This window comes from Idiomarina sp. Sol25 (genome assembly GCF_033052775.1).
In the GTDB taxonomy this organism is placed as follows: Bacteria; Pseudomonadota; Gammaproteobacteria; order Enterobacterales; family Alteromonadaceae; genus Idiomarina.
On record NZ_JAUPEW010000009.1, the window covers coordinates 68,092 to 82,521 of the forward strand.

Annotated in this window: 12 protein-coding genes and 2 tRNA genes; 9 read left to right on the forward strand and 5 right to left on the reverse strand. The window is 47.7% G+C overall.

Annotated features, from left to right (window positions below):
- Window position 1: 1 nt before the first annotated feature.
- Window positions 2–742 carry a sulfate transporter CysZ gene (gene cysZ / locus Q5L94_RS11890; protein WP_317498603.1) on the reverse strand — a complete coding sequence of 247 codons (741 nt, stop codon included), beginning with the start codon at window positions 740–742 and terminating at the stop codon, window positions 2–4.
- Window positions 743–887: 145 nt separating this feature from the next.
- Between cysZ and smc the strand changes: the two genes are divergently transcribed.
- Genes smc through ligA form a run of 3 tightly spaced genes read left to right on the forward strand, consistent with a single transcriptional unit; the run spans window position 888 to window position 7,367 of the window.
- On the forward strand, window positions 888–4,346 hold the full coding sequence (smc, locus tag Q5L94_RS11895) for a chromosome segregation protein SMC (protein ID WP_317498604.1): 3,459 nt from the start codon (window positions 888–890) through the stop codon (window positions 4,344–4,346).
- A gap of 24 nt (window positions 4,347–4,370) precedes the next feature.
- Window positions 4,371–5,342, forward strand: coding sequence for a cell division protein ZipA (gene zipA / locus Q5L94_RS11900; RefSeq protein WP_317498605.1), 972 nt, complete (start codon window positions 4,371–4,373; stop codon window positions 5,340–5,342).
- 12 nt (window positions 5,343–5,354) lie between these two features.
- Window positions 5,355–7,367, forward strand: a complete 2,013-nt coding sequence (gene ligA / locus Q5L94_RS11905; RefSeq protein WP_317498606.1) for an NAD-dependent DNA ligase LigA — start codon at window positions 5,355–5,357, stop codon at window positions 7,365–7,367.
- On the opposite strand, the gene Q5L94_RS11910 is transcribed toward ligA, so the two are convergent.
- Genes Q5L94_RS11910 through gloB form a run of 3 tightly spaced genes read right to left on the reverse strand, consistent with a single transcriptional unit; the run spans window position 7,364 to window position 10,323 of the window.
- Window positions 7,364–7,870 carry a hypothetical protein gene (locus tag Q5L94_RS11910; protein WP_317498607.1) on the reverse strand — a complete coding sequence of 169 codons (507 nt, stop codon included), beginning with the start codon at window positions 7,868–7,870 and terminating at the stop codon, window positions 7,364–7,366. The two genes, ligA and Q5L94_RS11910, sit on opposite strands and share 4 nt — an antisense overlap.
- Window positions 7,871–7,878: 8 nt before the next feature.
- Window positions 7,879–9,513, reverse strand: a complete 1,635-nt coding sequence (locus Q5L94_RS11915; RefSeq protein ID WP_317498608.1) for a LysM peptidoglycan-binding domain-containing protein — start codon at window positions 9,511–9,513, stop codon at window positions 7,879–7,881.
- 48 nt (window positions 9,514–9,561) lie between these two features.
- On the reverse strand, window positions 9,562–10,323 hold the full coding sequence (gloB, locus tag Q5L94_RS11920; RefSeq protein ID WP_317498609.1) for a hydroxyacylglutathione hydrolase: 762 nt from the start codon (window positions 10,321–10,323) through the stop codon (window positions 9,562–9,564).
- Between the two features lie 74 nt (window positions 10,324–10,397).
- Between gloB and Q5L94_RS11925 the strand changes: the two genes are divergently transcribed.
- Window positions 10,398–11,168, forward strand: a complete 771-nt coding sequence (locus tag Q5L94_RS11925; RefSeq protein ID WP_317498610.1) for a methyltransferase domain-containing protein — start codon at window positions 10,398–10,400, stop codon at window positions 11,166–11,168.
- Window positions 11,165–11,554 (forward strand): rhodanese-like domain-containing protein, encoded by a 390-nt coding sequence (locus Q5L94_RS11930; protein ID WP_317498611.1) that lies wholly within the window; start codon window positions 11,165–11,167, stop codon window positions 11,552–11,554. The genes Q5L94_RS11925 and Q5L94_RS11930 overlap by 4 nt, the downstream gene beginning before the upstream one ends.
- 1 nt (window position 11,555) lies before the next feature.
- On the opposite strand, the gene rnhA is transcribed toward Q5L94_RS11930, so the two are convergent.
- Window positions 11,556–12,029 (reverse strand): ribonuclease HI, encoded by a 474-nt coding sequence (gene rnhA / locus Q5L94_RS11935; protein WP_317498612.1) that lies wholly within the window; start codon window positions 12,027–12,029, stop codon window positions 11,556–11,558.
- 51 nt (window positions 12,030–12,080) lie between these two features.
- Between rnhA and dnaQ the strand changes: the two genes are divergently transcribed.
- From dnaQ to Q5L94_RS11955, 4 genes are all read left to right on the forward strand, one after another.
- Window positions 12,081–12,788: a DNA polymerase III subunit epsilon gene (dnaQ, locus tag Q5L94_RS11940; protein ID WP_317498613.1), complete on the forward strand. Its 708-nt coding sequence runs from the start codon at window positions 12,081–12,083 to the stop codon at window positions 12,786–12,788.
- Window positions 12,773–14,113, forward strand: a complete 1,341-nt coding sequence (locus Q5L94_RS11945; protein ID WP_317498614.1) for a TIGR03503 family protein — start codon at window positions 12,773–12,775, stop codon at window positions 14,111–14,113. Before dnaQ ends, Q5L94_RS11945 begins: the two co-directional genes overlap by 16 nt.
- Window positions 14,114–14,253: 140 nt before the next feature.
- Window positions 14,254–14,330: transfer RNA gene (locus Q5L94_RS11950), tRNA-Asp, on the forward strand.
- A 26-nt stretch (window positions 14,331–14,356) separates the two neighbouring features.
- A tRNA-Asp gene (locus Q5L94_RS11955) sits at window positions 14,357–14,430 on the forward strand.

The window sequence follows — 14,430 nt, forward strand, 5'->3', positions numbered from 1 at the left end:
ATCAACTTAATGCGCTGCGACGATAATGATCAACCCACAGTGAGGTTGCTCCACAAACCGCCAGCGGCATAATAATCAGGTTAATCAGCGGTATCATGGTCAGTACGGTGACCCCGAATCCAAAGCCCAGCGTTTTACCGCGTTGTCGGTGTAATTCAGAACGCATACGCGGAAACGACAGCTTATGATTGTCGAACGGGTAATCAAGGTATTGTATCGACATCATCCAGCAGACAAAGACATACCAAAGCACCTGCCCAATAACGGGAATAATGAGCGACAATAAAAAGAAACCGATTGCCCGCGGAATGTAATACATGAGCTTTTGCATTTCCCGTTTTAAAGTCCGGGGAATATCTTTAAACAGACCCAGGAAACCCTCGTCGCCTAAGCTTTCGCCGCTTTCATAGCGCTCTACTTTTTCAGCCAGCAGCCCGTTAAAAGGGGCTGCAATTAAATGCATGATGGTACTAAAAATAAACGAGAAGAGCGCAATAATGGTAATAACCGCCAATGGCCATAAAATAAACTCGAGCCACTGAAAGAAGTCGGGCAACCAGGCCATAAAGCGGTTCAGCCAGTAGTCCACCTCAGAATACAGCCAACTGAAAGCAAGCGAGAACAGGATAAGGTTGGTCAGAATAGGCACCACGACATAGCGGCGCAAACCTTTGGTTCGAATAAGCTCTAAACCGCGTCCTATGTAAGCTAATCCAGAATTACTGTAGGCTGCTTTTTGCATGAAAACTCCAGAGGTTTTAATTTGCTTAGTATAATAAGGCAATACAATGGCAATGTGCGGGCTAAATTGTTACAAATGGCTACCGGATCTGCTAGAGTCTTGTGATAATAAACCGCCGTATTAAATTGATAATAAAAACAACTGAATGCGCCTAAAACACATCAAATTAGTTGGCTTTAAATCCTTTGTTGATCCAACGAAAGTTCCTTTTCCTGACCAAATGACCTGTGTCGTCGGTCCGAATGGCTGTGGCAAATCCAATGTGATTGATGCTGTGCGCTGGGTGCTGGGTGAAAGTTCAGCAAAAAACTTGCGTGGTGATGCCATGAGCGACGTGATTTTTAATGGCTCGAATGCCCGTAAACCGGTTTCTCAGGCCAGTGTTGAACTGGTTTTTGATAACAGCTCTGGGCGCATTCAGGGCGAGTACGCGGCATTCAATGAAATTTCGGTTAAGCGTCTGGTGACCCGCGACGGCCAGTCTAATTACTTTTTGAACGGCAGCCGTTGCCGCCGCCGTGATATTACCGATTTATTTCTGGGAACCGGGCTGGGTCCGCGCAGCTACGCCATTATTGAGCAGGGCATGATTTCCCGGCTGATTGAATCGCGCCCGCAGGAACTGCGCGTGTTTATTGAAGAAGCCGCAGGCATTTCAAAGTACAAAGAGCGCCGTAAAGAAACCGAAAGCCGGATGTTGCATACGCGCGAGAACCTGGAGCGCCTGAGCGATGTTCGTGAGGAGCTCGGTCAACAGCTGGAGAAGCTGGAGCGTCAGGCTGCGGCTGCCATTCGTTATAAGGAACTGAAAGCCAGTGAGCGTAAATTTAAAGGCGAATTGCAGGCCCTGCGCTGGCTGAAACTGGATAATCAACGACAGCAGTTGCAGGCGCAATACGCTGAACAGCAAACAGAGCTTGAACGCTGGCAGGCACAGCAAAGTGGTGATGAGCGCGGCGCCATTGAGCTGAAAGAGCAGGCCGAAGAAGCGCGCGACAGAGTAGAGCAGTCGCAGGAGCACATGTTTTCAGTGGGTAATGAAATTACCCGTATTGAGCAAACTCTGAAACATCAGCAAGAGCTAAAAGAGCAGCGCAGCCAGCGACAGCAGCAGTTGAACGAAGAAATAAGCCAGCTAGATGAGCAACTGGCGGGTGATCGGCTGCAAAGAGAACAACTGGAAGAACAGCAACTGATGCTGGAACCTCAGCTGGAGCAAGTTGAGGAACAGCTGGAAAGCGTGGCTGAACAATCTCGGCAAGCCAATGAGCAATGGCGCCAGTGGCAGCAACAACAACGACAGCAGCAACAGCAGCAACGCGATGTCGAAAAACAGCAACAGCAGGCCCAACTTAAGCTGCAGGAGCTGAAACAGAGCCAACAGTACGCGCTGCAACAAGTGGAGCAATTTCACAGCCAGCAACAAGAGTTGCAGCAACAGGAACAAACATTATCTGTTGATGAGAACGAACAGGCTCTGGTCGAACTAAAACGTCAGCTGGAGCAGGAAGAAACTCGGTATCAGCAGAGTAAGCAGCAACTGCTGGCTTTGCAGCAAGCGTTTAAAGATCAGCAGCAACAACACCGACAGAATCAACAACAACAAGACAAAGCTCAGGCTCAGTTAACCGCCATTGAGCAACTGCTGGAAGGGAAACAAAATAACGACAGCCGCAGCGAAAAATGGTTACAGGAAAACTACCCAGACAGTTTGAAGGTAAGGGAATTACTTCAGGCTGAAAGTGGCTGGGAAATGGCGGTTGAACAGCTGGCTTACGACTGGCTGGATGCCGTGGTTCTGGAACAAGCGCCGGAAGAACTGGAAGCGATTTCTGGGGTGAAGCTGGTGTGGCCTGTGAGTGGGCAAGAACCTGAAAGCTGGTCTCTGGCCAGCAAAGTTAAAGGTCCGCTACGTTATTGGGCGCCGTTGCAGCAGTGTCTGGCGATTGAGCAGGATATTAACGCGGAGCAGCAATTGCAACAAAGCAACGCTAGTTTTGCGGTATCGAAAGCCGGCAACTGGTATTGGCAGGACGGTTTTATCGCGGCTCGTGTTGATGAGGATAACAGTGTTCTTCATCTGCAGACACAGCGCCAAAACTTACTAGAACAACTGCAGGTGCTGGCTTCCAGGTTATCTGCAAGTGAAGCGCAGCTGGAGCAAACTCAGACGCAGGTTGAGCAGGCGCAAGAGCAGCTGGAGCAGGTTCAGCATCAAGTCCAGCAGATTCGTAACGAGCAAGGTAAAGTTGAAGAGCGGCTGCAGTGGAACTTACAGCAGGCCGAGCAAATACAGCAGCAGTTAACGAGCCTGCAAGATAAGCAGCAAGAGCAACGATTGCATGCAGAAAATGCCTCTGAGCAGCAACAGCAGGTTGAAATGCAGTTGGAAGAGTTTGAACTGTTACTGGAGCAAACGGAGCAGGTTGATGAAGACTACGGTGAGCAACTGGAGTCTCAAGTTCGTGCCGAAGATGAGCAGTTACAGCAATTGCGCAGCCAACAGCAGCAGATGACACTGCAACAGCAGAATTTACAGGCTCAGGCCGCACAGTTGCAGAAATTACTGCAACGCAGTGAACAACGCTACCAGCAACTTTTGCAGGAACGAAGTGAGCAGCAGACTGCAGACACGGATGAAAATGAAAGTGCACTCGATGAACAGTTAACCGAGCTGTTGGATAAGCGTGGTGAAGTTGCGGAACAATTGCAGGAGCAACGCCAGCAATTGTCGCGGTTAGAGCACGACTTGCAGCAGATAACTCAGGGACAATCTGCAATTCAGGCCAAAATAGGGCAGGCCAAAGAGGCAATGCAGAGCACTGAAATTGAGCAGGTAAAATTGCAGGAACGCAGTCAGGCTGTACTGGAAACTTTGGCTGAAACAGGCTTTACATTGAAAAGTATACTGGAAGAGCTGTCCTCCGACGCTGACGAGAAGCAATGGCAGCAAGAGCTGGAGTCAATACAAAATAAAATAAAACGCTTAGGCGCTATTAACCTGGCGGCAATTGATGAAGCCGAAGCGCAAAGAGAACGTAAACAGTACCTCGACCAGCAGGTGGATGATCTATCATCGGCGTTAGACACTTTAGAAGCGGCGATTCGTAAGATTGATAAGGAAACGAGACATCGGTTTAAAACCACTTTTGACGCGATAAACCATGATTTACAAATTCTGTTTCCGAAAGTTTTTGGTGGTGGCAGCGCCACTCTTGAACTTACCGATGATGACTTGCTGGAAACTGGGGTTACTATTATGGCAAGACCGCCGGGCAAGAAAAACAGTACAATTCATTTGCTTAGCGGTGGAGAAAAGGCACTGACCGCATTATCATTGGTATTCGCGATATTTCGCTTGAACCCGGCACCTTTTTGCCTGTTAGATGAGGTTGATGCGCCATTAGATGATGCCAACGTAGGACGGTTCTGCCGTTTGGTGAGTGAAATGTCCGAATCGGTGCAATTTATTTATATCAGCCACAATAAAGTGGCCATGGAAATGGCTACCCACCTGGCAGGGGTTACAATGCAGGAAGCGGGCGTTTCGAGATTAGTAGCGGTTGATGTTGAACAGGCTGTGGCGATGACAGGCGCCGGATAACAAAATAAGCTTGATGGAGCAAAAATGGGCAGTTTACAAATAACCCTCAGTATTCTTGGGATCCTGGCAATCGCAGGTATTGTTGCGCATGGCGTATGGAAGATACGTAAAGGTAACCAGCAACAACGACAGCGTGAACAACGGGTTGCAGAAAATCGCCAGCAGCAATCGTCCCGTTTTGACGACGACGGTATTGGCGAAGTTCGGGTTTTAAAGAAAGAGGGGACTGGTGGCGGCTACAATGATGAACAAGCTTTTGAGCCAAAAGCAAAAACATCGTCGCACAGGAATTCGATAGTAGAAGACGATGATGCCGACGCTGTTGAGCAGATGTCTATGGATCTTAGCAATGAGGACGATATGTCTGACTCATTGCCGTCTATGCGAGTCAGTAACGATGAACCGGTTGAAGTAGAGCAAACCGAGCTTAAGTTTGATGGGGATGTTACCTCTGAGCCGAATGACTCATATAAAAGTGCAGCCGAACAGAGCTCTTTGCAAGAGTCGGAGCAGGCGCCTGAGCAAGAGCCAGAACCTGAACCAAAAGTCAGTGCAGATACGACTGATGATTTTGAATCAGCTCCGGAAGAAGTTATTGCGTTACATGTTAAAGGACCTGTACAGGGTGCAGTATTATTGCAAATGATGACTGAGCTGGGCTGTAAATTTGGCGAACTGGGTATTTTCCACCGCTATGAAAACACCGCAGGCACCGGACCAATGATTTTTAGTGTCGCCAACATGTTCAACCCCGGCACGTTTGAACTGGATAATATGGAAAACTTTGAAACCGACGGCGTCGCGTTTTTTATGGCCTTACCCATGAAATTTGACGGTCAGCAAGCCTTTAATATGATGTTGAATGCGGCTAAAAAACTCGCTACTGAAATTCCTCAGGGGCAGGTTCTGGATGGCCAGCGTCAATTATTGACCCGTCAGTCGATTCACGAAGCACGCCAGCGTATTCGTGAATTTGAACGTAAACACTCAGCTTAATTACAGGTCATTATGAATCAGTCTGTTCACCAGCGCATGCAAGAGCTGGAGCAATTACTTAATCGTTACAACCAAGAATATTATGAGAATGACGAACCGTCAGTGCCGGATGCTGAATATGATCGTCTTTTTCGGGAACTGAAAAATCTGGAAACTGAGCACCCGGATTTAAAAAGTGCCCAGTCTCCAACGATGAAAGTAGGGGGTAAACCCTTAGGCAAATTTAGAAGTGTTCAACACGAAGTCCCCATGTTGTCACTGGATAACGCTTTTTCTGTCGATGAATTTGAAGCTTTTAGCAAGCGCGTTGAACAGCGGCTGGATACTAATCAAACCGTGACTTTTTGTTGTGAGCCTAAGCTTGATGGTGCTGCGGTGAGTTTACTGTACGAAAAAGGCCTGTTAGTGCGTGGAGCGACTCGTGGCGATGGACAAAGCGGTGAAGATATTACCGAGAACGTTAAGACCATACGCAATGTGCCTTTAAAGCTCTCTGGTAATGTCCCGGAGCGACTGGAAGTACGGGGTGAAGTGGTCATGCCATTGGGGGCTTTCGAGCGCTTTAATGAGCAAGCCCGGCTGCGTGACGAAAAGGTCTTTGCTAACCCCCGTAACGCAGCGGCAGGCAGTTTACGCCAGTTAGACTCCAGAATTACCGCAAAACGACCTTTGCATTTTTATGCTTACAGTCTCGGGTTAATATCAGAAGCCACGCAGCTTCCCGACAGTCATCACCAGCGTTTGCTACAGCTGAAAGACTGGGGACTGCCGGTCAATATCGAAATAAAAACGGTAGATTCCGTGCAGGGGTGTGACGACTACTACGAAGCTATTTTAGATCGCCGGGAGAAGTTAAATTACGATATTGATGGCGTAGTTTTTAAAGTGGATTCTATTCGGCTGCAACAGGATTTAGGCTTTGTCGCACGAGCGCCGCGCTGGGCTATCGCACGAAAATTTCCTGCTCAGGAACAACTGACGACCATTACCGGAGTTGACTTTCAGGTTGGCCGTACTGGCGCGATAACGCCCGTAGCGCGCTTAGAGCCCGTTAATGTGGGCGGCGTTACAGTATCTAATGCGACTTTACATAATGCGGATGAAATTGAACGACTGGGCGTGCGTGTTGGCGACTGTGTCAGTATTCGCCGCGCGGGCGATGTTATTCCGCAAGTGGTCAGCGTCATAAAAGATAAACGTCCTGATAGCACTGAGGCAATTGAATTTCCTCAACATTGCCCGATTTGTGAATCCGAAATTGAACGCGTTGAGGGCGAAGCCGTTGCCCGCTGTAGCGGTGGTTTGTACTGCGCGGCTCAGCGAAAGGAAGCGATTAAACACTTTGCTTCCCGTAAAGCCATGGATATTGATGGTTTAGGCGATAAAATTGTCGAGCAACTGGTGGAGCGGGACTGGATAAAATCACCGGCCGATCTTTATCGTCTGTCCAAAGCCGAGTTAGCAACTTTGCCGCGAATGGGCGCTAAGTCTGCTGAAAATCTACGAAATTCTATTAAATCGACGCAGGAAACAACCTTAGCTCGCTTTATCTATGCATTAGGTATTCGGGAAGTAGGGGAAGCGACGGCTAACGCGCTGGCGAATCATTTCAAAAACCTGGATGCTTTAGTTGCCGCTGAAAGTGAACAGCTACAGGAAGTTCCGGATGTTGGTGCTGTCGTCGCTAAGCACATTGTGTCTTTTTTCCATGAACCCCACAACCAGCAGGTGGTCAAGGAGTTGCGTGAGTTTATCTCCTGGCCTGAGGGGGACGAGGCAAGCTCCGTGCAAAGTGATCGTTTATCCGGCAATACCTACGTTATTACCGGTACCTTGTCGGCCATGACTCGTGACGAAGCGAAGTCTGCTTTAGAGGCGTTAGGGGCGAAAGTTGCTTCCAGTGTTTCTAAAAAAACAACCGCGCTGGTTGCCGGGGAAAATTCCGGGTCAAAACTGACCAAAGCCCAGTCCCTTGGGCTCGATATACTAGATGAAAATGCGTTAACTGAACTGCTCAGAGATTAACGTCCTTTTGAGCTCAGGTCTTTCAGCAGGCCTGAGCCATTAATATCGACAATGCCTTTTTCTTCGTCAAACTCGAACCGTATAGTTGGGTGCGTGCTTTCTAGCAGAAAACGACGATCATCGATTTGTACAAGTAAGTGCTTTAAGGGCTCATCTTCGTCGAATTCTTTTCGATGATTAATGCTGACTTTATGATCACCAATATTGAGCTCGAAACCTTTAAAAAAACCATCAGCAAACTCTGCCACATAAACCTGCCCTTGCTTATTCACAAACATATTAAGAATATAGTTCGGTGGCATTTGTGAGGTACGCATTTGTGACTTTCCGGCAGTAAAAATAATGGTGTCATACACCTTCTTATATTCGAAACCAAAAGTTAAAGGTTCCGTGCGGCCTGAAGGGTAGATAATTTTACCACTACCTTCGGCTTTCCAGTCGGCTAAAGTTTGAGCGCTAAATAGCAGCGCTGCAAAGACAAAAAAGTACTTTACGTTGTTCATAGGTTGCCTCAACTACTCACCTCGGTAACATCGACTTTTAACTTAAGCATTTGTCCGGGCTGTAGATAACGATTGCGTTGAATGTTATTCCATTGCTCAATTTGGCGAATGGTGACATTAAACTTATCAGCAATCCTGGCTAGTGAGTCACCGCTACGCACACGGTAGCTAATATTACGCATAATACTGTTAATACTGCTTTGTACCGTTGACGATGGCTTGGCTTCCGTCCAAACCACTAACTCTTGTCCAGGTCTTAAATAATCTCCCGGAGCCATCGAGTTCCAGCGTGCTAAATCGCGCAAGTTCACTTGGTATGCCCGGCTTAGATCCCAGAGTGTATCGCCAGATTGCACCACGTAATCAATACGTTTACCGGAGCGTTTTTGATCTTGGCGATTTTCACGGCGCTGATCCTGCGATAACTTGTAATTATCGATATTGAGTGTCGCAACCGGGACTAACAGATGGTCGCCTGCGCGAATGATATCACTGCTGATGTCATTAACCTGCTGTATCACATCAACAGACGTATTGTATTTTTTGGAAATAACGAGCAGGCTTTCGCCAGACTTTACCTCATGCCGGGTCCAGCTTAGCCAGTCTTTTGGCTCAGTTTCATTTAAGGCCTGTTTAAACTTTTCCGCATTCTGATTCGGAAGAAGTAAACGGTGAGGGCCGTTCGGCGCCGTTGCCCAGCGGTTATACCCAGAGTTGTACTGGTGCAGTAAATCCAGAGGCATCTCAGCCATATCAGCCGCTAATGCCAAGTCGATTTGTGCAGGTGTTTCAACCACCTCAAGCTTGGGTTGATTCTCTATAGGGTACCATGCGACTCCGTACTCTTCGCTATTGGCGAGTATTTCCGCTAACGCTAATAATTTGGGGACGTAAGCACGAGTCTCGCGCGGTAAGGACAAATTCCAGAAGTCGGTTGGTTTGTTCAGACGCTCATTTTCACGAATTGCAGCGGCGACCCGGCCTTCGCCTGAGTTATAGGCTGCTAGTGCGTGCATCCAGTTACCGTCAAAGTAGCGGTGAAGCGCCTGTAAATAATCGAGTGCAGCGTGTGTTGCGGCAAAAACATCGCGACGACCGTCGTACCACCAGTTAATGTCCAGACCATATTGGCGCGCGGTACCCGGAATAAACTGCCAGACACCTGAGGCGCTGCCATGGGAATAGGCGAACGGGTCGAAAGCACTTTCGACTATCGGCAATAAGGCCAGATCCACGGGCATATCACGCTTCTCCAGCTCTTCAACAATGAGGTGAAGATAAGGTTCGGCACGCTTAGCCACACGGTCTAAATATTCCGGATGACTGGCATACCAGTTGCGCTGGCTCTGTACTCTGGGTACATCGGGCACATGAAAGCTGAGTTGCTGGCGAATACGCACCCACAAATCTTCCTGCTCCTGCGGGGTAAGCTTTACAGGTTCGCTGATTTTGATTTCTTCTTCGGCGTGCCGGCTGATCACTTCTTCCGGAATGACCGTCAGTTTCAGTTCCGCCGTTTCGTTCTTTGAGCTTACCGGTTCATTACTGCTAAACAGCGTTGTGCTCTGGCAGCCACTTAATGCCAGGCCACTGGCCACCATACAATACTTTAACCATGCGTTCTTTCGCTTGCTGTTTATCATGCGCAATCTATTTCCGATAATTATGAACATCTTGAGGAGTTTAAAGAATCAGGCATTATCTTTCCACTGCCTAATTGTGTAAAAAACATCCTCTGGGGTGTTTTTTACACTTCCGGCATGTTTATTGGCTGCTGAAATAACGCTTTTCTGGTCAAACCGGAGAAAGGGGTTAATGGCTAACTCCAGCTGCAGCGTGCTTGGCAGAGTTATTTGTTTTTGTTCACGTAACATTCTGACCTTTTCAGCGTAACTTTGCAGCACCGCGTTCTCTGGCTCAACTTTCAAGGCAAAATTTATATTCGCCTGAGTATACTCGTGGGCACAAAAGACCCGAGTTTCTCCCGGCAGCTTACGCAGCTTTAACAGTGAATGCGTAAATTGTTCTGGCGTACCTTCAAACATACGGCCACAACCACCGGAAAACAGTGTGTCACCGCAAAATAGAAAGCCGGGAGTATAAAAACTGATGTGATCCAGTGTGTGTCCCGGCGTGGTTAATACTTGCCACTGAATACCTCCAACGGTCAGCTCATCGCCTTCTGTAACTGTGCGGGTGAGCGTTTTTATATCAGGGTTTTCGGGGCCGATAACCGGACACGGGATTTGTTCCAGCAATTCAGCTATGCCACCAGTATGGTCGTAATGGTGGTGAGTAACTAAAATAGCCTCAATACTTTTATTATTTTGTTCCAGCCATTGTTGAACGGGTTTGGCTTCGCCGGGGTCTACAATAATAACGTTGTCATTATTATTGGTTTCAATTGCCCATATGTAATTGTCGTCGAAAGCTTCAATAGCGTGCACTCGCATGTTAACCCCTATAACGCTAGGATGAGAAACCCAGCGAGTAAGTTGAAGATAAGTTCATAATACAGGAATTAGCCGTGTTAATTAAACCAGCATATTCGAAAATTGATTTAGCGGCTCCCGGGAATTGGCAGCAAATGGCCTGTGGCCACTACATGATGGAACAGACAGCTGAGTTAATCCGAGCTCATCAGCGGCGACTAAAGCCGGGGAAAACCGTGGCTATAGGTTCTTTGGGTCCGGGGCTTAATGAGTGCCTTAAAAATGGAGCTCAGTGGTTTACTGTCGGTACAGGCAGTGACGTAGCGGTTCGCAGCAAGTTAACAGAGCTGGCTTTAAAGGAAAACAGTGTCGACAACCTAATTGCTCCTTTTGTCCTTGAATTTTGTCGGCATCCGCACCAACTACTTAGGGAGGCTACGCGAGTACTGGACGACGATGGCGTATTAATACTGACGGGGTTTAACCCCTACAGTCCGGCGGTAGCCAGTGGCTTTCTCATTCGCCATAAAAAACGTTTCCCATGGTGTGGGAGGTACTTTACACCAGTAAGAGTTAAAGACTGGCTGGAATTGTTGGGGTTCGAAATCCTGGAGTCTGAATTTTATGTTTCGAATTTTCTGCACCATAGTGAGTATCGGGGAAGTGGCTGGTCAACGAAGCTGAGCAACTTAATACCAGGACTGCGCGCCGCTTATTTCATAGTGGCACGCAAACAAACGCTGATTAACAGATTAAAACCGTCAGCTCAAAGAAAGCAGCTTTCGGTTAACGGAAGGCAGGCAGCAACAGCAATGACGACGAAACAATTTTCAAAGTCGAATAAACAAATAAGAGGTAAATTATGATTACAGCACAAGAGTTATGTGGAAAAGCGAAATCGAGCGTTAAAGAAGTGAACACCGAAGAACTGCAAGAAGCCATAGAGCAGGGTGCGCGTGTTATTGATGTGAGAGAGCCGGCGGAGTATGGTCAGGGACACATTCGCCAGGCGGTGAACATGCCCCGTGGAGTGCTGGAAATGCAGTTAAATCAGCATCCTGATGTGGCCGGATATGACAATGCTCTGGAGCGCATCGCCGAAAAACCCTTGTACCTTATTTGCCGAACCGGTGGTCGTTCAGCTCTGGCCGCAGAGAGCCTGCAACGCATGGGATTCGATAACGTTTACAGCGTAGATGGCGGTATGAGCGCCTGGCAGGAGAAAAAACTGCCGGTAGTTGCCGGCGAGTAGTTTACTCGCTGTCAAATCCTTTATCTTCAAGCATAGGCTCGCGCGTTGCGGCGTCGCGAGCCAGTTCATCACAACGCTCATTTTGTTTGTGTCCGGAATGGCCTTTAATCCATTTCCATTCAACTTTATGGCGGTTAACCTCTTCGTCCAGTTGTTGCCATAAGTCTTTATTTTTTACCGCTTTACGCGCCGAGGTACGCCAGCCGTTTTGCTTCCAGCGCTGCATCCACTGCTCGACACCTTGCTTCACATACTGGCTGTCGGTAGTCAGAATGACATGGCAGGAGCGCTTTAACTCGCGCAGTCCCGCGATAGTAGCCAGCATTTCCATGCGGTTATTGGTGGTCAGACGATAGCCCTGACTTAATTCTTTGTGATGTTTCCCGTATTCCAGTACGGCGCCGTAGCCACCCGGCCCCGGGTTTCCCAGACAAGAACCATCAGTATATAAATGAACAGCTTTTGAGTTCGACATGTTACTTGCTACTATATCCTTTGTTTCCAGCGAGTATATCAGGATTTCAGCATGCGTCAGGTCGTATTAGATACAGAAACTACCGGAATTGACCCCGCAAAGGGGCACAGAATTATTGAAATAGGCTGTGTGGAGCTTATTAATCGCAAATTAACCGGTAATCATTTCCATGTTTACATTAATCCGGAGCGGGTGGTCGAGCAGGAAGCGATTGAAGTTCACGGTATAACCAATGACTTTTTAACCGACAAACCCGTATTCGCTCAGGTGGTTCATGATTTTATTGAATTTATTAAAGGATCTCAGTTAGTTATTCATAATGCGCCATTTGACGTGGGTTTTATGGATGCTGAGTTTAGTCGTATTCGCCCGGCTGTTGGCCTGACCAATGATTTTTGCTCGGTACTCGATACCTTGCAACTTGCCCGGGAAATGCGGCCAGGGCAAAGAAACAGTCTGGATGCATTATGCCGCGCCTATGACGTTGATAACTCAGCACGTGAACTGCACGGCGCCTTACTGGATGCCGAGATTCTTGCTGACGTCTATTTGATGATGACCGGTGGGCAAACGGCATTAAACCTGGCCAGCCACGGAAAAGACAATCAGGGTGGCTCACATAAAGTAGAACATCAACGGGTCACCAATCGCCCCGCATTAAAGGTTTTACGGGCAACGGCCGATGAAGAGACATTACATCAGGAGCGTTTGGCGCGAGTCAAAGAAGAAGGTGGACATTGTCTGTGGCAAGACTCTTAATAGTATTATTGGTTTTAATAAGTAGCTCATCAGCCTACGCGGTACAGAGTTTTAGCACGGTTGACTCTGGCTCTGACTCGAAAGAGGAAGTTGAAAAGCGTGCTATGACTCTTATTGAAGGCGATCTTACTAATAAGTTGCCAATTAAAGGACAAAGTTTCCGTATAGATGAGAACGTAGAAGAAATCACTCTGTTGTTTTTTCGCGAACCGGGCAGTAAGCCTTTGGTTCTCATCAAGCCTGACGGGAGTAAATGGTACGACGCCCGTTATCCGACAGAAAAAGTAACTTGGTACACTGACCCTAATTTTGACATTATCCGGATAAAAGAGCCTCAGCCAGGCCCCTGGCAGGCTGCTGGACGTATTGATGAGGAAAATAAAGCCTTAGTCATCTCTGATATTCGCTTTGAAGCAGAGCCTTTACCCAGTCCATTATTTCAGTACGAAGAGCTGAAAGTAGAAGGGAAACTCTATAATGGCGATGAAGTTGTTAAAACCTCACGTTTTCGTCAGACCGTGCTACTGGATGTCCTGTTTGTCAGTACCAATAACTCGGACTTTGATAACTTTGGTTCGAATCCGTCACGTGTAGCGCAATTTGAAGATGACGGCCGGGGTCATGATGAGAGAGCGGGGGATGGCATATTTACCGGTTTCTTTAATTTGGATGTGGCACCGGGTGAGTGGATGGCCACTTATGAAATGACCACTCCTTTGTATCAACGAGTATTTGAATTCGGTCCTGTTGTGGTTGAGCCGTTACCGGTTGAATTTGACGTTATTCAGTCAGAGTCTGTGGACGATAATCATCAGTTTGTTATCCGTGTTGATGAAGATCGGATAGATCCGCAGAGTCTTGTGATTAATGGTGAAACCAGCTTTCCGAACGGTGAAGTTCGGAAATTTACGGTCAGCCAGATAGAGAGTTTTCCGCACCGTGTCGACATTGCTAACCTGGCTTTTGGTAAGCATCTTATAGATTTAGATATTTTTGCCACCAGTGTAGGGGGGCGTGAATTTGAAGCCAGAATTGATGATTTTAGTTTTATTGCAAAAGAACCGCCACCACCTGAACCGACAGCGGCAGAATTAGCAGAACGGCAGCAATTAGAACTTGAACGTCAGCGCGAACAGGCAAGGCAGGAGCGTGAGGCTAAGCAAAAGCAGGCGATGACCAATCTAATCATTATTGTTGTTGTTAATATTGCTCTCATTGCGTTAGCTTTAGTTGGGCTGTGGTGGTTTAAGTTTCGTCGGAAAAAAGTTGCGGTTGAGAGCGATGAAGCGGAAACTGAAAAACCAGAGAAAAGTGGTAAAAAGTGACCTTTGTGGTTAAAAAAGCGCAGATCTGAATATAAATCAGACAGTCGGTTAAAATCTTTAAAAAAAGTGTTGACTCATTTGCCCCTCACTCGTAATATGCACGCCGCGTTGAGGGAGACTTCAAAGCAAAGTGCTAATGCGGAGTGGTAGTTCAGTTGGTTAGAATGCCGGCCTGTCACGCCGGAGGTCGCGGGTTCGAGTCCCGTCCACTCCGCCATTTAGTACGCCCCAAAGAATTTTTGCGGAGTGGTAGTTCAGTTGGTTAGAATGCCGGCCTGTCACGCCGGAGGTCGCGGGTTCGAGTCCCGTCCACTCCG